General features: G+C 63.5%; 18 protein-coding genes, 1 tRNA gene and 1 pseudogene. 8 read left to right on the forward strand and 12 right to left on the reverse strand.

Translation table 11 applies throughout. The features are described from left to right. Positions 1 to 51: 51 nt before the first annotated feature. Positions 52 to 657: a 3-isopropylmalate dehydratase small subunit gene (leuD, locus tag ACWTU7_RS25425; RefSeq protein WP_065007311.1), complete on the reverse strand. Its 606-nt coding sequence runs from the start codon at positions 655 to 657 to the stop codon at positions 52 to 54. Between the two features lie 153 nt (positions 658 to 810). Between leuD and ACWTU7_RS25430 the strand changes: the two genes are divergently transcribed. Together ACWTU7_RS25430 and ACWTU7_RS25435 are read left to right on the forward strand one after the other, a co-directional pair. After that, positions 811 to 1,236, forward strand: coding sequence for a GNAT family N-acetyltransferase (locus ACWTU7_RS25430; RefSeq protein ID WP_455840737.1), 426 nt, complete (start codon positions 811 to 813; stop codon positions 1,234 to 1,236). 158 nt (positions 1,237 to 1,394) lie between these two features. Further along, positions 1,395 to 2,183 carry a DUF72 domain-containing protein gene (locus ACWTU7_RS25435; RefSeq protein ID WP_348640703.1) on the forward strand — a complete coding sequence of 263 codons (789 nt, stop codon included), beginning with the start codon at positions 1,395 to 1,397 and terminating at the stop codon, positions 2,181 to 2,183. Here ACWTU7_RS25435 and ACWTU7_RS25440 read toward each other — a convergent pair. From ACWTU7_RS25440 to ACWTU7_RS25455, 4 genes are all read right to left on the reverse strand, one after another. After that, complete coding sequence (locus ACWTU7_RS25440) at positions 2,102 to 3,268, reverse strand: NAD(P)/FAD-dependent oxidoreductase (RefSeq protein ID WP_455840736.1); 1,167 nt, start codon at positions 3,266 to 3,268, stop codon at positions 2,102 to 2,104. The two genes, ACWTU7_RS25435 and ACWTU7_RS25440, sit on opposite strands and share 82 nt — an antisense overlap. Positions 3,269 to 3,331: 63 nt before the next feature. Continuing rightward, complete coding sequence (locus ACWTU7_RS25445) at positions 3,332 to 4,834, reverse strand: ATP-binding protein (protein WP_455840798.1); 1,503 nt, start codon at positions 4,832 to 4,834, stop codon at positions 3,332 to 3,334. A gap of 59 nt (positions 4,835 to 4,893) precedes the next feature. Further along, a complete protein-coding gene (locus ACWTU7_RS25450; protein WP_455840735.1) occupies positions 4,894 to 5,589 on the reverse strand; it encodes a response regulator in 696 nt (231 codons plus the stop codon). 3 nt (positions 5,590 to 5,592) lie between these two features. Beyond that, a complete protein-coding gene (locus ACWTU7_RS25455; RefSeq protein WP_455840734.1) occupies positions 5,593 to 7,143 on the reverse strand; it encodes a DUF4153 domain-containing protein in 1,551 nt (516 codons plus the stop codon). Between the two features lie 296 nt (positions 7,144 to 7,439). Here ACWTU7_RS25455 and ACWTU7_RS25460 point away from each other — a divergent pair, with 296 nt between their 5' ends. Further along, positions 7,440 to 8,333 carry an HpcH/HpaI aldolase/citrate lyase family protein gene (locus ACWTU7_RS25460; RefSeq protein ID WP_455840733.1) on the forward strand — a complete coding sequence of 298 codons (894 nt, stop codon included), beginning with the start codon at positions 7,440 to 7,442 and terminating at the stop codon, positions 8,331 to 8,333. Between the two features lie 25 nt (positions 8,334 to 8,358). Continuing rightward, the gene (locus tag ACWTU7_RS25465) at positions 8,359 to 8,562 is read left to right on the forward strand and encodes a DUF1737 domain-containing protein (RefSeq protein WP_455840732.1); all 204 of its coding nucleotides are present in this window, start codon (positions 8,359 to 8,361) and stop codon (positions 8,560 to 8,562) included. 13 nt (positions 8,563 to 8,575) lie between these two features. On the opposite strand, the gene ACWTU7_RS25470 is transcribed toward ACWTU7_RS25465, so the two are convergent. Together ACWTU7_RS25470 and ACWTU7_RS25475 are read right to left on the reverse strand one after the other, a co-directional pair. Continuing rightward, on the reverse strand, positions 8,576 to 9,001 hold the full coding sequence (locus ACWTU7_RS25470) for a hypothetical protein (RefSeq protein WP_455840731.1): 426 nt from the start codon (positions 8,999 to 9,001) through the stop codon (positions 8,576 to 8,578). Positions 9,002 to 9,008: 7 nt separating this feature from the next. Further along, positions 9,009 to 9,431: a metallopeptidase family protein gene (locus ACWTU7_RS25475; protein WP_029349504.1), complete on the reverse strand. Its 423-nt coding sequence runs from the start codon at positions 9,429 to 9,431 to the stop codon at positions 9,009 to 9,011. Positions 9,432 to 9,604: 173 nt separating this feature from the next. Between ACWTU7_RS25475 and ACWTU7_RS25480 the strand changes: the two genes are divergently transcribed. The 3 genes from ACWTU7_RS25480 to ACWTU7_RS25490 are packed head-to-tail and all read left to right on the forward strand — an operon-like array spanning position 9,605 to position 15,409. Then, positions 9,605 to 10,624: an ImuA family protein gene (locus ACWTU7_RS25480; RefSeq protein ID WP_065007320.1), complete on the forward strand. Its 1,020-nt coding sequence runs from the start codon at positions 9,605 to 9,607 to the stop codon at positions 10,622 to 10,624. Then, on the forward strand, positions 10,566 to 12,047 hold the full coding sequence (locus ACWTU7_RS25485) for a DUF6504 family protein (protein ID WP_455840730.1): 1,482 nt from the start codon (positions 10,566 to 10,568) through the stop codon (positions 12,045 to 12,047). Before ACWTU7_RS25480 ends, ACWTU7_RS25485 begins: the two co-directional genes overlap by 59 nt. Further along, complete coding sequence (locus tag ACWTU7_RS25490; protein WP_455840729.1) at positions 12,044 to 15,409, forward strand: error-prone DNA polymerase; 3,366 nt, start codon at positions 12,044 to 12,046, stop codon at positions 15,407 to 15,409. Before ACWTU7_RS25485 ends, ACWTU7_RS25490 begins: the two co-directional genes overlap by 4 nt. Before the next feature lie 12 nt (positions 15,410 to 15,421). On the opposite strand, the gene ACWTU7_RS25495 is transcribed toward ACWTU7_RS25490, so the two are convergent. From ACWTU7_RS25495 to ACWTU7_RS25510, 4 genes are all read right to left on the reverse strand, one after another. Beyond that, positions 15,422 to 15,658: a Trm112 family protein gene (locus ACWTU7_RS25495; RefSeq protein ID WP_095520024.1), complete on the reverse strand. Its 237-nt coding sequence runs from the start codon at positions 15,656 to 15,658 to the stop codon at positions 15,422 to 15,424. Positions 15,659 to 15,853: 195 nt separating this feature from the next. Beyond that, positions 15,854 to 16,525 carry an LON peptidase substrate-binding domain-containing protein gene (locus ACWTU7_RS25500; protein WP_455840728.1) on the reverse strand — a complete coding sequence of 224 codons (672 nt, stop codon included), beginning with the start codon at positions 16,523 to 16,525 and terminating at the stop codon, positions 15,854 to 15,856. A gap of 165 nt (positions 16,526 to 16,690) precedes the next feature. Continuing rightward, the gene (gene trxA, locus ACWTU7_RS25505) at positions 16,691 to 17,689 is read right to left on the reverse strand and encodes a thioredoxin (RefSeq protein ID WP_065007341.1); all 999 of its coding nucleotides are present in this window, start codon (positions 17,687 to 17,689) and stop codon (positions 16,691 to 16,693) included. Positions 17,690 to 17,783: 94 nt separating this feature from the next. Continuing rightward, on the reverse strand, positions 17,784 to 18,281 hold the full coding sequence (locus ACWTU7_RS25510; protein WP_455840727.1) for a prolyl-tRNA synthetase associated domain-containing protein: 498 nt from the start codon (positions 18,279 to 18,281) through the stop codon (positions 17,784 to 17,786). Positions 18,282 to 18,511: 230 nt separating this feature from the next. Between ACWTU7_RS25510 and ACWTU7_RS25515 the strand changes: the two genes are divergently transcribed. Beyond that, positions 18,512 to 18,586 (forward strand) — tRNA-Gly (locus ACWTU7_RS25515). 69 nt (positions 18,587 to 18,655) lie between these two features. On the opposite strand, the pseudogene ACWTU7_RS25520 reads toward ACWTU7_RS25515, so the two are convergent. After that, positions 18,656 to 18,847, reverse strand: a pseudogene (locus tag ACWTU7_RS25520) (IS256 family transposase); the annotation flags it as partial. Between the last annotated feature and the right edge of the window lie 156 nt (positions 18,848 to 19,003).

Consider the following 19,003-nt stretch of genomic DNA (forward strand, 5'->3'; position numbering starts at 1 on the left):
CGTTGCAGCCGACACGAACCCGGCCTGGCGCGGCCGGGTCCATCGTACCGTTCAGGCCCAGGGTCGCAACTCGGCGTTCTTCTTCTCGAACGAGGCGATGGCGTCGGCCTTCTCCATGGTCAGGCCGATATCGTCGAGCCCGTTGAGCAGGCAGTGCCGCTTGAAGTCGTCGAGGTCGAACTTGACCACGCCGCCGTCCGGTCCGCGGATTTCCTTGGCTTCGAGGTCGACCGACAGCGTTGCGTTGGAACCGCGCGAGGCGTCGTCCATCAGCTTCTCCAGATCCTCGGGGCTGACGGTGATCGGCAGGATGCCATTTTTGAAGCAGTTGTTGTAGAAAATGTCGGCGAACGAGGTCGAGATGACGCAGCGTATGCCGAAATCGAGCAGCGCCCACGGCGCATGTTCGCGCGACGAGCCGCAGCCGAAATTGTCGCCGGCGACCAGGATCTGCGCCTTGCGATAGGCGGGCTTGTTGAGCACGAAGTCTGGGTTTTCCGAACCGTCGTCCTTGTAGCGCATTTCGGCAAACAGTCCGCTGCCGAGCCCGGTGCGCTTGATCGTCTTGAGATAATCCTTGGGAATAATCATGTCGGTGTCGACATTGACGATCGGCATCGGCGCGGCAACGCCGGTGAGCTTGGTGAATTTTTCCATGGTCTTTGCCCGTCTTCTTTTCTCTGCGGGGATGTGTTGGCGCCCGGTTTACACAAAGCTGCGGGCAAATAAAAGGCGGCTGTTTTCGGCTGACCTTGGTCCTGGAGCACAGACCGCTTCAAAACCGCCGCCCTATGGTGCACCTTGGCCGGCATGACAACACGTCCCAAAGTTCTCTACGCCAGCGAACCGACCCTCGACGCAGCCGAGTTCCGCCGCGTGCTGGTGGAATCCGGCCTCGGTGTCACTCGGCCTATCGATGACGACGTCCGTCTGAAGGCGATGCTTGCCAATGCAGATCTGGTGTTGGCGGCGCGCCTCGATGGACCTGGCAGGCCGCTGATTGGCCTCGCCCGCGGCATCACCGACTTCTCGTGGGTGTGCTATATTTCCGAGCTCGCCGTCTGCAAATCGGCGCAAGGGCTCGGCATCGGCAAGGGCCTGCTCGACGAAGCGCGGCGGCAGCTCGGGCCATCCGTCGCCATCTCACTGATTTCCGTGCCCGACGCCGTCGGCTTCTACGAACGGATAGGCATGACGCGCATGGCGGACGCGTTCTGGTTTGGTCGCGAGCGCTGACGGACGCATTTTTCTGCCGGCGGGAGCCAAGCAGCGGCCGAGCACGCGGAATAGTGCTGACAGGTGAGCGCCGGCCGCATGGTCTCGGCCTAGTACCGCTCCCTTGACCTGCGCAGTGCCCTGTCCACATCTCCAGCATGGAAAAGCATCGATGCTTCGTGGGCACGGCCGGTTGGGGCATCCCGTCGCGCTACAAGGATCTTTTCCCGGGATCCGGGGCGCATCTCGAGCGTTACTCCGGCCGTCTTGCCGGCGTCGAAATCAATTCATCTTTTTATAAGCCGCACCGCCGTGAGACCTATGAGCGTTGGACGCATTCGGTCCCGGAAGATTTCCGCTTCTGCGTGAAGGTCCCCAGGGCCGTGACACACGAGCATCGGCTTGCCGACTGCGAAGACCTGATCGGGGCATTCCTCGGGCAGGCCGGAGGCCTAGGCCGGAAGCTCGCTGTGCTGCTAGTGCAGTTGCCACCCAGCCTGTCCTTCGAGCCGCGTGTCACCGAGGAGTTCTTCGGTCTGTTGCGAAAGCAAACTGGCTCGAAAATAGCTTGCGAGCCTCGTCATGCGAGCTGGTTCGAACAGGACGCCGATGCGCTTCTGACCGGCTTCCGTGTAGCGCGTGTGGCAGCCGATCCGGCTCGCGTTCCCGCTGCAGCCACGCCATCCGGCTGGCCGGGCCTCGTCTATTTCCGCCTGCATGGCGCGCCGCGTATTTATTACTCGGACTATGACACTGACAGCCTGATCGCGATCAGGCAGCGGCTGGATGCGGCGAGTGCGGCGGGCGCTGAGGTCTGGTGCATTTTCGACAACACGGTTAAGGGCCATGCGCTCGGCAACGCCCTTGCCATAGACGCGATGGCGCCTCAGATCACGTTCAATTCGCGAAACGCCCGGCCCTCTGCGACACGGCTGTACCCAAACGCCGCGCAATCCACCGTGCGGTAGCCGCCATGCACGATCAGCTCGGCCATCGCCTTGCCGACCGCCGGCGCCTGCTGCAGGCCGTGGCCGGAAAAACCGTTGGCGAAGAGGAAATTCCTGACCTGCGGATGCGGGCCGATCACCGCGTTCTGGTCGAGCGTGTTGTAGTCGTAATGACCGGCCCAGGCGCGCGTCGGCTTGATCGCTTCGAAGGCGGGAATGCGGGTCGCCAGCACTGGCCAGATCACCTCTTCGAACAGCGGCCAGTCGGGCTCGAAATCGCCGGGATCGGCGGGGCCGTCGCCCTCTTGCGGCTCGGCGCCGCCGGTGATGTAGACCGAGCCTTCCGGCCTGACATAAATGCCGCTCGGATCGACCAGCAGCGGCATGTCGGCATATTTCTCGCGCGCCTCGAAGATGAAGACATTGCGCTTGCGCGGTTCCACCGGCAGTACCAGTCTGGCCATTGCAGAAACCTTGCCGGCATTCGGCCCGGCGGCGTTGACGACGATGCCGGCCTCGAGCCGCTCGCCATTATCGAGGTTGACGCTGGTGACGCGGTCGCCCTGCCGCTCGATGCCGGTCACGTCAGCGGTGACGAAATCGATGTTTTTCTCGCGCAGCGCCTTGCGGAACAGCATCAGCATCGCATGCGCGTCGAACCAGCCCTCGCCGCTGCGGCCATAGGCGCCCGCGGTGATGCCTTCGGCCGATAGCCATGGGAAGCGACGCACCAACGCATCCGCATCCTCAAGGACGATGTCGGCGCCTTCGGCGATCTGCGCCTCGTGGTTCGCCTTGAGGATCGGCAGTCCGTTCTCGCCGGCGAGGATGAGATAACCGCCTTCGCGAAAACCGATATCGGCGTCGGCTCCAAACTCTTCCGTCAGCCGCCGGAACAGTTTCAGCGTGAACTGCGACAGGCGGATGTTCTCGGGAATTGAAAACTGCTGGCGAATGGAAGCACAGGACAGCGTCGTTGCCGCATGGGCGAATTGCGGGTCGCGCTCGACCAGCGCGATCGAACCGGAAAACCCTTCCTCGCGCAGATAATAGGCGATCGAGGAGCCGACAATGGCTCCGCCGATGATGACGACGTCGTAGCGCACTTTTTTGCGTCTCCAGTTCTAGAGCATGATCCCGAAAGCCGTTTTTCGGAATCAGGCTCCAATTCATACAGCCGGCAGGATGATCTCGAAGCGCGTGCCGCGCTCGGAGTCAACCAGGCGGATCGTGCCATCATGCGCTTTCAGGAGGGCCAGCACGATGCCGAGGCCCATGCCGGTGCCGCCTGCATCGCGGCGCGTGGTGAAGAACGGCTCGAATATCCGCCCCCGATTGCTGGGCGAAATGCCGGCGCCGTCGTCGCTCACCAGAATCGTCGCCTTGCCGCCCGCGCTCGCCGCCGTGATCGAAACAAGCGTTGCGCCATGGCGCGCCGAATTGTCGATGAGATTGGCGAGCACGATGGCCGCGTTCTCGGCCGACATGCGCAGGCAGATATCGCCCCCTCCCTCGACACGGGCCGCCAGCCTGTCCTCGGCCGGCAGCAGCGCCAGTGCGGCGCCAACCAACGTGCTTTCGCCGCCGGGCGCAAGATTTTCGGCGCTCGCCAGGTCGAGCAGACGGCGCACCAGAAGGTTGAGCCGTTCGGCATCGGTGACGATGTTGTTCGAAAACCGCCGCCGTTCGCCCTCATCCATCGCGCTGCCCGAATCGCGCAGCAGTTCGGCCGCCCCCTGGATGGCCGTCAGCGGCGATTTGAGCTCGTGCGAGACATGCGTAGCGAAGGTCTGGATGCTGTCCGAGCGCGCATGCAGCTTTTCGGCCATGTCGAGGAAGGCGTCGGAAAGCGCCGCCATCTCGCGCGTGCCGTGATGATCGAGCGGCCTGATCGCGTCGCGATCACCGGCCGCGATGCGCTTTGTCCGTTCCATCAGCGCGTAGATCGGCCGGCTGACGGTGCGCAGGAAGACCAGGCCGATAAGCAGCGTGCCGCCGAGGATGGCGATCGCCGCCAGCCCCACCTTGCCGCGCTCGCCATAGAGGTGCTTGACGATGTTGTTCGGCGTTCGCGACAGATAGACCACGCCGGCGACCTTGCCGTCGACCGCGACCGGCATCGCGACAAAGACGCGGACTCTCGTACCGCGGCTGACCGAATAGAGCGATGGTGGCGGCTCGTCGGAGATCCTCTGCCGGAGCGCGCTGGCATAGCGGCCGGCCAGCGCCTGGCGAACCTCCTCGACGGCGCCGAGCGACAGGCCGATCTCCTCGCGCCCGACGATGACGACGCCTTTGGGGTCGAGCAGCCGAAAGCCGGCAAGCGTGGTTTTCTGCGTCTCGGCAAGAATGCCCGACAGCCGCGCGCCGATCGCCGCGACGGCTGGATCCGGGGCGGTCGCGGTGATGGCGGGCGGCCGGGCCGGCAGAACGTAGTCGGAGGCAAGATCGAGGCGCGGCTCGATCGGCCGGTAGCGAGAGTCCGGATCGGTGGCACTGTCCGCAGGCACGGCCGCGCCGAGCTTTTCGATGGCGACGCCGGCGTCGCGGACCTCTTGCGCATAGATGGCGCCAAGGGCCGCACCTTGCGCGATCAGCTCGGCCTCGGTCTGGCGGATCAGCTGGTTCTCGTAGAGCCGGAAGAAGAACAGGCCAACCAGCGGCAGCGCCATCACCATGATTAGGATGGCAACAACGATCGTGGCGAGGCGCGGCCGCCATTTATGCGCGGTCACGCGCCGCACCGGCCGAGCCGGAAGCCGACGCCATGCACGGTCTCGATCGCATCCGTGCAGCCGGCCGCCGCCAGCTTGGCGCGGATGTTGCGGATATGGCTGTCGACGGTGCGGTCGGCGACATGGATGTTGGCGGCATAGGCATTGGCCATAACCATGTCGCGGCCGAGCACATGTGCTGGCCGCGCCAGAAACCCTTTCAGGATGGCGAATTCGATCGAGGTCAGCACCAGCGGCCTGCCGTCGAAGCTGGCCGCGTGGCTAGCCGGCAGCAAAGCCAGTCTGCCATGCGAGAATTGCCGGTCGTCGGTCTGTTCCGCCTTTGTCGGGCGGGCGCGCCGCAGGATGACCTTGACGCGTGCGACCAGTTCACGCGGGCTGAACGGCTTGGTGACATAGTCGTCGCCACCCATTTCGAGCCCGAGGATGCGGTCGATTTCTTCATCACGCGCGGACAGGAACAGCACCGGCACATCCGATGTATGCCGCAGCCGCCGGCAGACCTCCAGCCCATCCATCTCCGGCATGCCGATGTCGAGCACGACAAGATCGGGCGCGCGGCGCCCGATCGCCTGCAATGCGGCGGCGCCGTCCGATACGGCAACCGTCTTCATCCCCGACTTTTCGAGCGCAAAGCAGATGATTTCGCGGATATGCGGATCATCGTCGGCGACAAGGATGTTGTGCGGCATGGATCAGCGGCCCGGCGCAAAGGGTTCGGAGCCCTGAGGAACCACGAACGGGATATATGTGTCGAGAGTACGAAGTAGCCGCCAGTCGCGGAAGCTCCAGGCGCGCCAGTTTTCCTGGCCCGCGCGGTAGCGGGCCTGGTCCTGCCCAAGCAGACGGGCGAGTTGGCGGTAAGAGGGAATGCTGGCCGCATTCGTCTCGGCCTGATGCTCGAGGAAGCGATCAAGCGCCGGCCAGGCGCTGGGACCGAGCGAACGCAAATACCAGAAATCGAGCTTGGTGCCGCGGCCGGTCATTTCGAATGAGTGCACGACATTGTAGTTGGCAATCAGCGCCGCGAAGTTGATGAAGGAGCAGGCATAGAGCGTCACCGAAAGCGTCAGAAGATTGGCGGAAAGCAGCCATTCATTGGATTTTTCGAGTGCGATGCGGGCGATGATCAGAGCAAGGCCCGTCGCCACCAGCCCCATCCAGACGAAGGCGGCGACGCGCCAGTAGGTCAGCGCATAGATGCCGATATAGAGATCGAGCCGCAGGATCGACGAGATGACCAGCACGATGTTCTGCGCCACCCAGACATAGACCAGCCGGCGGATAAACGGATCGCTGGAGGTAGCACTTCCCGGCCGCAGCGCCGCCAGGACGAAGCCGGCGGCAAGCAGCGCCGTGACGATCAATGGATAGGCGCCGCTATGCGCATAGGCGGCGTAGGTCAGCCCGTCGGGAAGGTCGATGCCGCCCCACAGATAGGTGGCGTCGAGTGCGGTCTGCACTGCGAACAGGATGTTGAAGACGACCAGCGCGCGAAGGATGGCGGCCTTCCCGAAGACGATGTCCTCGATCGCCTTGGCGGGTTTTGTCGTCGTCACCCCGAGGGGGATAGGCAATGCGAGATGTGCAATGCGGCGGAAAAAGCGCGGCAGGCGCGGGCGCAGAAAGACCCAGACGCCGGCAAGCACGACCAGCCAGAACGCCAGCCGCGGCAGCTGGATGAGGTCGAGCAGTGCGTGAAGATCGATCAGCGACAGCCAGTATTCGATAACCGGATTGGCGGCGCCGAACAGCGCGAGAAACACTGCGCCCAGGGTCAGCGGCATGATCCAGACGCCGATCGCCGCAAGGCGGATACGCCGCTGGCCAAGCCGCCGCGCCGCTTTGCGCCAGCGGAAGAAATCGTGGACGAACCGGAATGGTGCCGCGAGCAGGAAGAGCGCGACCTGGCCGGCAAGGCGGGCAAGCCCACGCCGCAACCGGCCGACCAGCCAAAGCGCGAAGACGACCATCGCCGCCAGCCCGATCGCGACGGACAGCGCGCTGACATTTTCAATGAGCGGCAGCAGCCCGACAAGCAGGGCGGCGAGTCCGGGCCCCAGGCCGCGGGCGCTGAGCGCCGAGGGATGGATGGCCGCGACTGCGGCGGCAAGCGTAGTGCCGAACAGGAAAAGCGTGATGCCGACCGGCTGCCCGTAGAAGAAGAAATCGGCCAGCGCGGCAAGCAGGACCGCAACGCCGAATCGCGCGCAAAAGCTCGGAGCGGCCGTAAGTAACGATGTCATGATCGGACTTTCTCAGCGGCTTTGATCCGGGCGGCATACCGGGGCGGAGATTTGCGGATGAAGGGGAAGAGTCGCCGAACGGTGCGCCCGCGGCGGATCGACGAGCCACCAACCCTCATTGCGGAGTCGGTAAGGCAGGGACCAACGGGGTTTTTCTCGCATCTGCATACCGCCTATATCGCCGATCGACATGCAGGCGGCGGGGCGGATCCGAGGAGATTTTCCGGACTTTTGTGCAGTTTTTATGCAGGTGAAGACGGCTTGCCTCGACTGACTACAGGCGGCATAGATCAGGCATGATTGAAACCTACCGCCCGCGCCGCTCGGTGCTCTACGTCCCGGCCTCGAACGACAAGGCGCTTGCCAAGACCTCATCGCTGGCCTGCGATGCCGTCATCATCGATCTCGAAGATGCCGTCGCCCCGGCCGACAAGGTTGCCGCGCGGGAAAAACTGGCCGGCATCTTCGCCAAGCGCCCGGTTGCCAACCATAATGGCCGGCGCTACGAGATGATCGTTCGCATCAACCCGCTCGCCAGCGAATGGGGCGCCGACGACTTGCTGGCTGCGTTACGCAGCGAGCCCGACGCCATCCTGCTGCCCAAAGTCGACACGCCGCGCGACGTCCTCGAGGCCGGCGACGTGCTCGACGACAATTTCGCGCCGGACGAGGTGAAACTATGGGCAATGATCGAAACGCCCAAGGCTCTGCTCAACATCGGACCAATTGCCGAGCTTGGCCGCGATCCGGCCTCGCGGCTGGTCTGTTTCGTTGCCGGAACGAACGATCTGGTCAAGGAGACCGGCGTTCTCGCCACGCCCGACCGGCGCTATCTCACACCGTGGCTGATGCAGATGGTGCTCGCCGCGCGCGCCGGTGGCCTCGACCTGCTCGATGGTGTCTTCAATGAGTTTCGCGATCTGGATGGCTTTGCGCGCGAATGCACGGAAGCGGCCGCCATTGGATTTGACGGCAAGTCGCTGATCCACCCGGCTCAGATCGATGCCGCGAACCGGGCCTTCGCGCCATCTGCCGAAGCCGTGGCCGAGGCGCGCTTGGTGAAAGCTGCCTTCGCACTTGCCGAAAATGCCGGCAAGGGCGTTATCGCACTGAATGGAAAAATGGTCGAGCGGCTGCATCTGGCGCAGGCCGAAAAACTGCTGGCGAAGGCGGCCGCCATCGGGGCATGATTGGCAACCCACCACAGGAATGAAAATGAAACTCTACCGCTTTCTGTCCGGTCCGGACGATTCCAGCTTCTGCCACAAGGTGACGGCGGCGCTGAACAAGGGCTGGCACCTGTTCGGTTCGCCGACCTATGCCTACGACAAGCAGACCAAGAGCATGCGCTGCGGCCAGGCCGTGGTGAAGGATGTCGAGGGCCAGGAATACGGGCCCAACACCAAGCTCAGCGACTAGTAGGATACGACCGTTACAGAAGCTTTTCCCAGGCAGCTCTGATTTCGTTGAACCTTGCGTCTGCAAGGCCGTCGACGTCATCGCAGCTGAAATAAAGGATCGATAGCGCTGCATAAAGGCCCGGATAACCGGAGACGGTATCCATCTTCATGAGAATTTCGGCAACCGACAGTTGCTGGCGTTTAATGCTGGATATCGCGCATTCCGATATCATCGGTGCTAGTGGATGGTCGAATTTGGACAGCCAGAAATCGACTAACGCCAGGAGAATGGCGGGCTCGACAACAGTGTTTGCGGGTAGACGGCAAAGCTCATCGAGTGCAATAAATGCAGCATTCGGCGAAATGCCGATGGCGGTTTGGATCAATTCGCGGCTCAGTGAAATGTCGTGATACGGCCAATTGCAGTCGATCCGATTGGCAAACTCTGCTTCCGTCATCTGGACACTATTCAGCTGCCTCTTCGATCCGCTCCATATCGTCGTCCGACAGGCCGAAATGGTGGCCGATCTCGTGGATCAGCACATGGGTGACTATGTCGCCCAGCGTCTCTTCGTTCTCGGCCCAGTAGTCGAGGATGGCGCGGCGGTAGAGCGTGACGCGGTTCGGCCCCTCGCCGGTCTGCGGATTCCAGCGCTCGGCGATGCCGCGCCCCTCGAACAGGCCGAGCAGGTCGAACGGCGTTTCCAGCGACAGGTCGTCCATGATCTCGTCGGTCGGGAATTCGGCGATTTGGATGACGATCTCGCCGGTCAGCTTGCGAAATTCCTCCGGCAGATGGGCATAGGCCTCCAGCGCCAGGAACTCCATTTCCTCCATCGACGGCGAAAGCTCGGCGTGCCAGGTGCGGGTTTTGTAGATGCGGGCCATGCTTTGTCCTTTGATCCCGGCATATAGGCTTTCGAGCCGGAGTCGGCAAATGGCCAGGTTGCAGCCTTTGCGCGGACAGGAATAAATTCCCCATGACTCCGCTTGACTCTTCGGGCGGCCTCTGGAATCAATAGGAACATAACAGGAACAATTGTGAGTGGAAGCTGACCGTCATGGCGACAAGCGCCGTGGCGCGGGAGACTGTTTTTGCCCTGCGCCGACAGATCGCGAAGATCGAGGGAACGCTGCCCGAGCGCCTGGAGGCGCCGGCCGGCGCAGCTCCCGTTGATGCGGATGTCACGCCCCGGGATCTAACAATCGTCCGCCGCGGCCTCGCCGTGGCGCCGCCCGATGCGTTTCTGCGCACCGGCGCGGAGGGTCTCGATACTGCGCTCAGCGGCGGCCTGCCGAAGGCGGCGCTGAGCGAGATCCATGGCGCCGCGACACGTGATGCCGGGGTCGTCGCCGGTTTCGCCCTGTCGCTCGTCAGCCTGATCCTCAAACAGGAGCCGCCGCGACTGCCGGTCCTGTGGATCGGCACCGCGGAGGTCTTCCGCGAGGCCGGCTTCCCCTATGCCAGAGGGCTTCATGGCCTTTTCGGGATCGAGCCGGAGCAATTGCTGTTTTCCGAGGCGCCAAGGCTCCTCGATGGGCTGTGGGTCGCCGAGGAAGCCGCCCGGATGACGGCGCTCGCCGCCGTCATCCTCGAAATCCGCGGCAGCCCGCAGCGGCTGGACCTCACCGCGACGCGGCGGCTGCACGCCCGGGCACAGAGCGCCGGCCGGCCGGTGTTCCTGCTGCGCCAGGCCGGCGAGGCCGAACCGACGGCGGCATCCGTCCGCCTCGTCCTGTCGGCTGCGCCGTCGGCACCACGCCAGACGCTCGCCGGGCCGCTCGCCGGCTCGATCGGCCGCCCCGCCTTCACCGTCAGCATCGGCAAGAGCCGCACGGCCTTGCCGGGACAATTCACACTGGAGTGGAACCCGGATGAACGCAATTTCGAGGAAAGAAGGGCCGGGGAAGAACGGGCAGCGAATCCTGTCCCTGTGGTTTCCGCACCTCGCCGCGGAAAGGATCCTGCGGCAGCGTCTGGGGCGGTCCTGGCGTTCGCGGCCGTCGGATCACCTGCCCCTGGTGATCAGCCATCGCCAAGCGAACGCGCAGCGCATCGCCGCCCTCGACGAGCGGGCTGAGGCGCTTCATCTGAAGCGCGGCATGGGCATAGCCGACGCGCGCGCCATGCACCCATCGATCGACGTAGTGGAAGCCGATCCCGAGGCCGACCGCCGCCTGCTCGAAAGCCTCGCCGACTGGTGCGACCGCTACACTCCGCTGGTGGCGATCGACGCAGCCGACGGCCTGTTTCTCGACGTCACCGGCTGCACCCACCTTTTCGGCGGCGAACGGGCGATGCTGGACGACATTCTGTCGCGCTTTTTCCATCAGGGTTTCGATGTCCGCGCCGGCCTTGCCGCCACACCTGGTGCTGCTTGGGCGGCAACGCGGTTTGCCAGTGACCGCATCGTCCCCGGTGGCGAGGAGGAAGCGCTACTCGCACCCTTGCCGCTGGCGGCGCTGCGCATCGAGCCTGATATCCGCGCCAGCCTGGAAAGCGTCGGCCTGCGCACGGCGGGCGCCGTCATGGCAGCACCGCGCGCGCCGCTCGCCCGCCGCTTCGGCACATCGCTGCTTTTACGCCTCGACCAGGCGCTCGGCCGCCTCGATGAGGCGGTGTCGCCGCGCCTGCCGGTCGCGCCGCTTTCGGTCGAACGCCATCTCGCAGAACCCATCATGCTGACCGACGAATTAGAGCGGCTGGTGAAAATGCTGGCGACGACATTGAAGGTGGACCTCGAGCGCCGCGGCGAGGGCGCAAGAAGGCTGGCGCTGCTGCTTTTCCGCGTCGACGGCGCCGTCAGCCGCATCGCCGTCGGCACGTCGCGGCCCTTGCGCGAGCCGTTGCTGATCCAGAAATTGTTTCACGAAAGGCTCGCCGCGCTCGAACAGGACATCGATGCCGGCTATGGCTTCGATCTCGTGCGCCTCTCGGTCCTGTCGGCCGCGGCCTTCGACATGCAGCAGGCGGATCTCGCCGGCGAAACGCACGATGACGGCGCCGACATCGCCCTTTTCGCCGACCGCATCCGCGCCCGGCTCGGCGAAAGCGCGGTTTTGAAACCGGTTGCCGTCGAGAGTCATCTGCCGGAGCGCGCCGTCGCCACGCTTCCCTATGCGGAGGCGCCGCAAAGGGTCTCTCCGCCGAAGAAGCCGGACAAGATACAAGACACTTCATCCACGCCTGTCTTTCGGCTGGAACGGCCGATCCGGCTGTTCCGTTCGCCCGAGCCGATCGAGGTGCCGGCCACCGAAATGCCTGAGGGACCGCCGATGAACTTCCGCTGGCGGCGCGCGCTGTACCGGGTCGCGCGCGCCGAAGGGCCGGAACGCATCGCCCCGGAATGGTGGCGGGAGACGTCGGGGCCGGAAGACGCGCCGACCCGGGATTATTTCCGCATCGAGGATAGCGACGGCCGCCGTTATTGGCTCTACCGCCAGGGTCTCTACGGCGCCTCTCAAGTCCCGCCGCGCTGGTTCATGCATGGGGTCTTTGCATGAACGCGCTGACGGTCGTTCCCTATGCCGAATTCGGCATCCAGTCGAATTTCTCGTTCCTGCGCGGCGCCTCGAAACCGGAGGAGCTGGTGGTCGCGGCAAAGTTTCTGGGCTTTTCGTCGATCGGGCTTGCCGATCGCAACACGGTGGCCGGTGTCGTGCGCGCTTGGCAGCAGGCCAAGGTGGAAGGTCTTTCCTATCATCCCGGCTGCCGCCTGGTTTTTTGCGATGGCACGCCCGACGTTCTCGCCTATCCGCAGGACCGCAAGGGCTGGGGCCATCTGTGCCGCATGCTGACGCAAGCCAATATGCGCGACGATAGCGAAAAGGGCGCACCGCTTCTCTATCGCGACGACTTTTTTGAATGGGGCGATCTCATGTCCCTGGCGGTCCTGCCGGATCTGTCGACGCCGGCGGAGGATGATCTCAGGCTGGTTAGCCGGCTCAAAGACCGCTTCGGCAAGAATCTGCGGCTTGCCGTTTCGCCGGATTATCGCGGCAACGACCACTACCGTATCAAGCAGGCAGCTGCCATGGCTGAGGCATCAGGCCTTCCGCTGATGGCGACCAACGACGTTCTTTACCATACGTCCGAACGGCGCCGGTTGCAGGACGTGCTGACGGCGATCCGCCTCAACGTGCCTGTTGCCGAAGCGGGGCTGGAACTGGCGGCCAATGCCGAGCGCCATTTGAAGCCGCCAATGGAGATGGCGCGGCTGTTCCGGCGGCATCCGCAAGCACTGGCGGAAACGCTGCGCTTTGCCGGCGAATTGAGCTTCTCTCTCAGTGACCTCCAATACAATTATCCCGATGAACCGACGGAATCGGGCCTCGGGCCACAGGCCGAACTGGAAAGGCTGGCTCGAGAGGGAGCCGCGATGCGCTACCCCTCAGGCGTTCCCGCCGATGTGACTAGGCGGATCCGGGAAGAGCTCGCTTTGATCGAGCGACTGAACTACGCGCGCTATTTCCTGACTGTCTACGACATCGTCAAATTCGCCCGCAGCCAGGGCATACTCTGCCAGGGGCGTGGCTCCGCGGCTAACTCGGTGGTCTGCTATTGCATCGGCATCACCGAAGTGGGACCCGAGCGGATCGACTCGCTTTTCGAGCGTTTCATTTCCGAGGAAAGAAACGAGCCGCCCGACATCGATGTCGATTTCGAGCATGAAAAGCGCGAAGAGGTCATCCAGTACATCTACGAGAAATACAGTGCCAAGCGCACTGCGCTTGCCGCGGCCGTCGTCAGCTACCGGGGCCGCTCGGCGATGCGCGAAGTGGCCAAGGCGATGGGCCTGTCGGACGATGTCAGGAGCGCGTTGTCCAGCTCGATCTGGGGTTGGTCGACCTCGGAGCTCGGCGAAAAGGAGACCAGGGCCGGCGGCCTCGACCAGACCGACCAATCGACAAGGCATGTGATCGAATGCGCCAACGAGATCATGGGCTTTCCCCGTCATCTGTCGCAGCATGTCGGTGGCTTCGTCATCACCAGGGACCGGCTCGACGAGATCGTGCCCATCATCAAGACGGCGATGGACGAACGCAAGATGGTCGAGTGGGACAAGGACGATCTCGACGCGGTGAAAATCCTTAAAGTGGACGTGTTGGCGCTCGGCATGCTGACCTGCCTGCAGCGCGCCTTCACCCTGCTCCAGGATCATTATCCGGAGGCGCGGGATGGCTATGGGCAACCATATGTGCTGGCCACCCTCCCTGCCGAGGACAAACATGTCTACGACATGATCTGCCGCGCCGACACGATCGGCGTCTTCCAGATCGAATCCCGCGCCCAGATGTCGATGCTGCCGCGCCTCAGGCCGAAAACATTCTATGACCTGGTCATCGAGGTGGCGATCGTGCGACCAGGCCCGATCCAGGGCGACATGGTCCACCCCTATCTGCGCCGCCGGCAGGGCAAGGAAAAGCCCGAATATCCCAAGCCGGAACTGGAAGAAATACTCGGCAGGACACTGGGCGTTCCGCTGTTCCAGGAACAGGCGATGAAGATCGCCATCGTCGCCGGCGGCTTCAGGCCGGGCGAGGCCGATGAACTGCGCCGCGCGATGGCCACCTTCAAGCGCACCGGCACGATCGGCAATTATCGCAAGCGGATGGTCGATGGCATGGTTTTGCGGGGTTACGAAAAGGACTTCGCCGAGCGCTGCTTCAAGCAGATCGAGGGTTTTGGCGAATACGGCTTTCCCGAAAGCCATGCCACCTCCTTCGCCCTGCTGGTCTATGCCTCCTGCTGGTTCAAGACATTTTATCCAGACGTGTTCTGCGCCGCGATCCTGAATTCCCAGCCGATGGGATTTTATCAGCCGGCTCAGCTTGTCCGCGACGCGCGCGACCATGGCGTCGAAATCCGCGAGGTCGACGTCAATTTCTCCGGTTGGGACTGCGAATTGGAGGACGCACCCTTCGACCCTGCCCGCATCCTCGGCCGCCATGCCGAAATGCGCGGTGTCATCCGGACCAATCATGCCGTCCGGTTGGGTTTTCGCCAGGTCAAAGGCCTGTCGAAGGAGCGCATGGAGGTGTTTGTCGCCAGACGCGGCGACGGCTACGAATCCGTTCGCGATGTCTGGCTGCGCTCAGGCCTCTACGTCGATGAGATCGAGAAACTGGCGCAAGCCGACGCTTTCCGTTCGCTCGGCCTCGACCGCCGCGACGCCCTGTGGGCAGTCCGCGCGCTCGACGGCAAGAGTGCCGCCGAGACCTTGCCGCTGTTCGACCAGCCGGCGATCCGCTTGCGCGATCTTGAGCCCGAGACCAGGCTGCCGACAATGCCGCTCGGCGAGCACGTCATCCACGACTACCGTTCGCTCGGCCTGTCGCTGAAGGCGCATCCGCTTGCCTTTCTGCGCCAGCGGCTGGACCGTTCCGGCGTCACGCCCAATGCGCGCCTCGGCCAGGTTCGGGACGGCAAGCGGGTTTCGGTCGCCGGTCTTGTCCTAGTGCGGCAGCGGCCGGGTAACGCCAAAGCGATTTTCCTGACGCTGGAAGACGAGCAGGCGGTGGCCAACGTCATTTTCTGGGAAAGAACCTTCAACCGCTACCGGCCCATTGTCATGGGCGCGCGGTTAATCCGTGTCACCGGCAAACTGCAGTCGGAATCGGACGTCATTCATATCGTCGCCGACAAGGTCGAGGATTTGACACCGTGGCTGTCCGTGCTTTTGGAGGAGGCCGGCACCGGCCAGCCTGTCAATGAGCCTTCGGCCAGTGGGCGCATGGAGAATGACAACCGCGAAGAGGGCGTTGCAGACGCACATGCCCCACAAGCCGCGCCGGTCCAGCGGGATCTCGTGGCGCTGTCGGGAAAGGCGGAGAAGGTCATGCCCAAAGGGCGCAATTTTCAATAGGCCTTACACCGTTCAGGACGGTCCGCCCAGACGCGGCGGCAATCCGTCCTCGAAGGGGAGCGAGCGCGCCTCCGAAGGCAGCATGATCGGGATGCCGTCACGCACCGGATAGGCAAGCCGTGCGACCCTCGAGATGAGCTCGCCTCGCTCCGGATCCCAGGTAAGCGGGCCCTTGGTCAGCGGGCAGGCCAGCAATTCCAGCAGTTTGGGGTCGACATTGGCCTTCTTTCCATCACGCCCATCCACCATTCGGTCTGTCCTTCTCTGGGGTCACTTTAGGTTTCGCGCGGCTCTCCCTTCTCCCCTTGTGGGAGAAGGTGTCGCCGAAGGCGACGGATGAGGGGTGTTCCAGCTTGGCACCAACGGCGCTCCGTCCAGCACCCCTCAACCGTCTTGGCGCTGCGCCAATCTTCCTTCTCCCATAAGGGGAGAAGGAAAAGCCCCCTATTGCAGGCTCGACCCGAAATCCTCGTTCTCACGTGCCAGTGCCATTTCGGTGATGGCTATCAGCGTTTCGGCGCGTGTCTTCAGGTCCGCCGCTTCAAGCAGCGCCTGTTTCTCGGCCGGCCCGTAGGGAGCCATCATCGACAGCGCATTGACCAGCATGGCATTTTCGGCGCGGCTGACGCTTTCCCAGTCGGCTTCAAGATCGTTGGCCTGCAAATAGGCGCGAAATGCCCTGAGCAGCGCTGGCCGATCTATCTCGGCCTCTGCCTGATCTTCGTCGAGATCGGTGAGAAAGGGCGCAAACCGGCACTGGCGGAAGGGCGTTTTGACCGCAAGCTCCTGCACGATGCGGAACCGGCACACACCTTGCAGCGAAATCAGGTAGCGGCCATCGCCGCTCTCGGAAAGTGCGATGATACGTCCGGCGCAGCCGACATTGCAGAGTTCCGGCTCGCCATCGCCACGCCGTGCACCGTCGAGGCTGGGCTGTATAACGCCGATCAGCCGCGATCCGGCGATCGCCTCATCCACCATCTCAAGATAGCGCGGCTCAAAAATGTTGAGCGGCATGCGGCCGCCCGGCAGCAGCAATGCGCCTTCGAGCGGGAAGATCGGCACCGTCGACGGCAAATCCGTATCGAGTCGGTAATGCGCGTTTCCCGCCTGCACTTCAAGCCTCCGGTCGCTCCCTCAAGAAGCGCATGAAGCCCGCCCATCCCGTCGCAACCTGACGCGTAATCGTCACGAAGCGAAGAACGGATCGGTCAGGCCTCCTAATCTGGCGCAGCCGTCGTCGATCGCAAGACCATCAGGAAAAAACAGCTTGATGCGCGCTCAGGAAAACAGCAGCGACGACAATTTGCGCCGCGCCGCCAGCGTTGCCTCGTCGGTCATGCCCCATGCCTCGAAGAACTGCAGCAACTGCGTCTTGGCGCCGTCGTCGTTCCACGAGCGATCAGCCTTGACGATCGCCAGCAGATTGTCGGCCGCGGCCATGCGCTCGCCGTTGGCGTTCTGGATCATCGCAAGATCGAAACGTGCCTGGTGGTCCCCGGGGTTCTCAGCCAGGCGCCGCTGGAGTTCGGCCGGATTGCCAAGTGCTGCTGCCTGCGCGGCAAGCGCCATCTTGGCGCGTACGGCGGCGAGTGGCGGCGCATCCTTCTTGGCTTCCGGGGCCCGCGCCAGCACCGCTTCGGCGCCCTCGGCATCGCCGGCCTCGAACAGCAGATCGCCAAGCCCGGCAATCGCCTCGATCGTGTCCGGCGCCTGTTCCAGGACGGCGTCGTAGATGTCCGCCGCGGTCTGCACATCGCCGGCGGCGCGCGCCTCGGCGGCCGCGGCAAGCGCCTCGGCCACCTGCGGCGCACCATTGTTCTTGCCGCCGACCTTCTGGATGAACGCGGCGATCTGGCTCTCCGGAATGGCGCCCATGAAGCCGTCGACCGGCTGGCCATCCCTAAAGGCGATGACCGCCGGTATCGACTGGATACCAAGCTGGCCGGCGATCGAAGGATGGTCGTCGATGTTCATCTTGACCAGCTTGACCTTGCCGCCGGCGGCGGTGACCGCCTTTTCCAGCAGGGGCGTCAGTTGCTTGCAGGGCCCGCACCATGGCGCCCAGAAATCGACCAGCACCGGCTGACGCCGCGATTCCTGGATGACATCGGCGGCAAATGTGGCGGTCGTCGTATCCTTGATGACGTCGACGGTGACAGGCGGCTCGCCAAGCGCGACTCTCGCGGGAGTGGCCTCAGTGCCGCCATACTGCACTGTGGTGGCATACTGTCCGCCATTGCTGCCAAATGGGCCGCCAAATTGATTGTTGTCACTCATCTCGTCGCCCTTTCGGTCGCGCCGCCGGCCACCGGCCCGGCGCAACGTCCTTTATTCTCACTCAGAAATCGGTTTATCGTCATCCATGTGGCGATCATCCCGTGACTTTCAAGATAACAGGATCATGCCCGGTTGCCTCGACGAATTTGACGAGGTCGGCAGCGGCGATCGAGGTCGTTGCCTCATTGGTCAGCGGATGGGCATTGATGACCGCATGGCGCATCAACTCCTGGTCGAGAACGACCTTGACCCGCAACTCCGTATCGTTGATCACGCCGAACACTGTGACCGCGCCCGGTACGACGCCGAGAAGCTCCATCAGCATCTCCGGCTTGCCGAAGGAAACGCGCCCGGCGGCGCCGATGACATGATGGATCTGCTTGAGATCGACCACCGCCTCCTCATCGACGCTGACCAGGAAGAAATTGTCCTTCTTGTCCTTGAGGAACAGGTTCTTGGTGTGCCCGCCGGCAATTTCTCCACGCAGCGCCTGCGAATCGGCGACCGTGAACAGCGGCGGATGGCGCAAGGTCGAGACCTCGATCCCGAGATCGGCGAGAAAGGCAATAAGCTCGGCTTCGGTTGTCGGCATGTTGTTTCTTGTCGGACTTCTTGCTGTCGCGGTTTGGATCATGCCGTTTACGGCCAATGACGCGGCCGAGACAAGACCGTTGCGCGGCGACGCGCTGAATTCCGTGCGATACACGCCACGGAAGGCTCGGTTACGTCGCCGGGTGCGGCCAAAAAACCTGCAATTCCCCTGTTGCAATCGCCGCGCCCTTCAGCCATATAGGCGCGGCTTGCGGCCCAAAAGCCGCGCGAGCGGGTGTAGCTCAGGGGTAGAGCACAACCTTGCCAAGGTTGGGGTCGAGCGTTCGAATCGCTTCACCCGCTCCAGTTTCCTCAAGGGGAATCAAGCGATTAAGAGGCGCCTTTTGGGGCGCCTTTTGCTTACACGGCGTTTTAACCGGCGCGCGTCTCCCAGTCGCGATAGCGTTGCGCTGGGCCGTGCGCAACGGGTTCTTCTCGCCATAGGCGGCGCCGGTGACGGCCCCCAACCTCCAAACTCCATCAGCCGCAAAGCCAATCATCTCGCGCAAGAGATCGGAATCTGGAGGCTTCTCCACGAGCGCGCAGGTTCATCATGCCACCGGTCATCGATGGTTTCTTCGAGGTTGGTGTCAGCAACCCGACCTTAACGGCGAATTGTCGATGACCATGGCAAAGCCGCTCGCTCGCTACAGCGCTATCGAGGCGCGCTCGCGAGCGGCGTGGCTACCGCCGAGCCACACCACGCGACCCCGCTCGGTGGTC

This window comes from Mesorhizobium sp. BHscii (assembly GCF_053848065.1).

What these genes read in the sequence shown, in the direction of transcription:
- trxA (WP_065007341.1), bottom strand. Translation starts at nt 17,689, where the DNA reads ATGAGTGACAACAATCAATTTGGCGGCCCATTTGGCAGCAATGGCGGA.
- ACWTU7_RS25460 (WP_455840733.1), top strand. Translation starts at nt 7,440, where the DNA reads ATGATTGAAACCTACCGCCCGCGCCGCTCGGTGCTCTACGTCCCGGCC.
- ACWTU7_RS25450 (WP_455840735.1), bottom strand. Translation starts at nt 5,589, where the DNA reads ATGCCGCACAACATCCTTGTCGCCGACGATGATCCGCATATCCGCGAA.
- ACWTU7_RS25480 (WP_065007320.1), top strand. Translation starts at nt 9,605, where the DNA reads ATGGCGACAAGCGCCGTGGCGCGGGAGACTGTTTTTGCCCTGCGCCGA.
- ACWTU7_RS25465 (WP_455840732.1), top strand. Translation starts at nt 8,359, where the DNA reads ATGAAACTCTACCGCTTTCTGTCCGGTCCGGACGATTCCAGCTTCTGC.
- ACWTU7_RS25510 (WP_455840727.1), bottom strand. Translation starts at nt 18,281, where the DNA reads ATGCCGACAACCGAAGCCGAGCTTATTGCCTTTCTCGCCGATCTCGGG.
- ACWTU7_RS25490 (WP_455840729.1), top strand. Translation starts at nt 12,044, where the DNA reads ATGAACGCGCTGACGGTCGTTCCCTATGCCGAATTCGGCATCCAGTCG.
- ACWTU7_RS25445 (WP_455840798.1), bottom strand. Translation starts at nt 4,834, where the DNA reads ATGGCGCTGCCGCTGGTTGGCCTGTTCTTCTTCCGGCTCTACGAGAAC.
- ACWTU7_RS25455 (WP_455840734.1), bottom strand. Translation starts at nt 7,143, where the DNA reads ATGACATCGTTACTTACGGCCGCTCCGAGCTTTTGCGCGCGATTCGGC.
- ACWTU7_RS25475 (WP_029349504.1), bottom strand. Translation starts at nt 9,431, where the DNA reads ATGGCCCGCATCTACAAAACCCGCACCTGGCACGCCGAGCTTTCGCCG.
- ACWTU7_RS25430 (WP_455840737.1), top strand. Translation starts at nt 811, where the DNA reads ATGACAACACGTCCCAAAGTTCTCTACGCCAGCGAACCGACCCTCGAC.
- ACWTU7_RS25470 (WP_455840731.1), bottom strand. Translation starts at nt 9,001, where the DNA reads ATGACGGAAGCAGAGTTTGCCAATCGGATCGACTGCAATTGGCCGTAT.
- leuD (WP_065007311.1), bottom strand. Translation starts at nt 657, where the DNA reads ATGGAAAAATTCACCAAGCTCACCGGCGTTGCCGCGCCGATGCCGATC.
- ACWTU7_RS25495 (WP_095520024.1), bottom strand. Translation starts at nt 15,658, where the DNA reads ATGGTGGATGGGCGTGATGGAAAGAAGGCCAATGTCGACCCCAAACTG.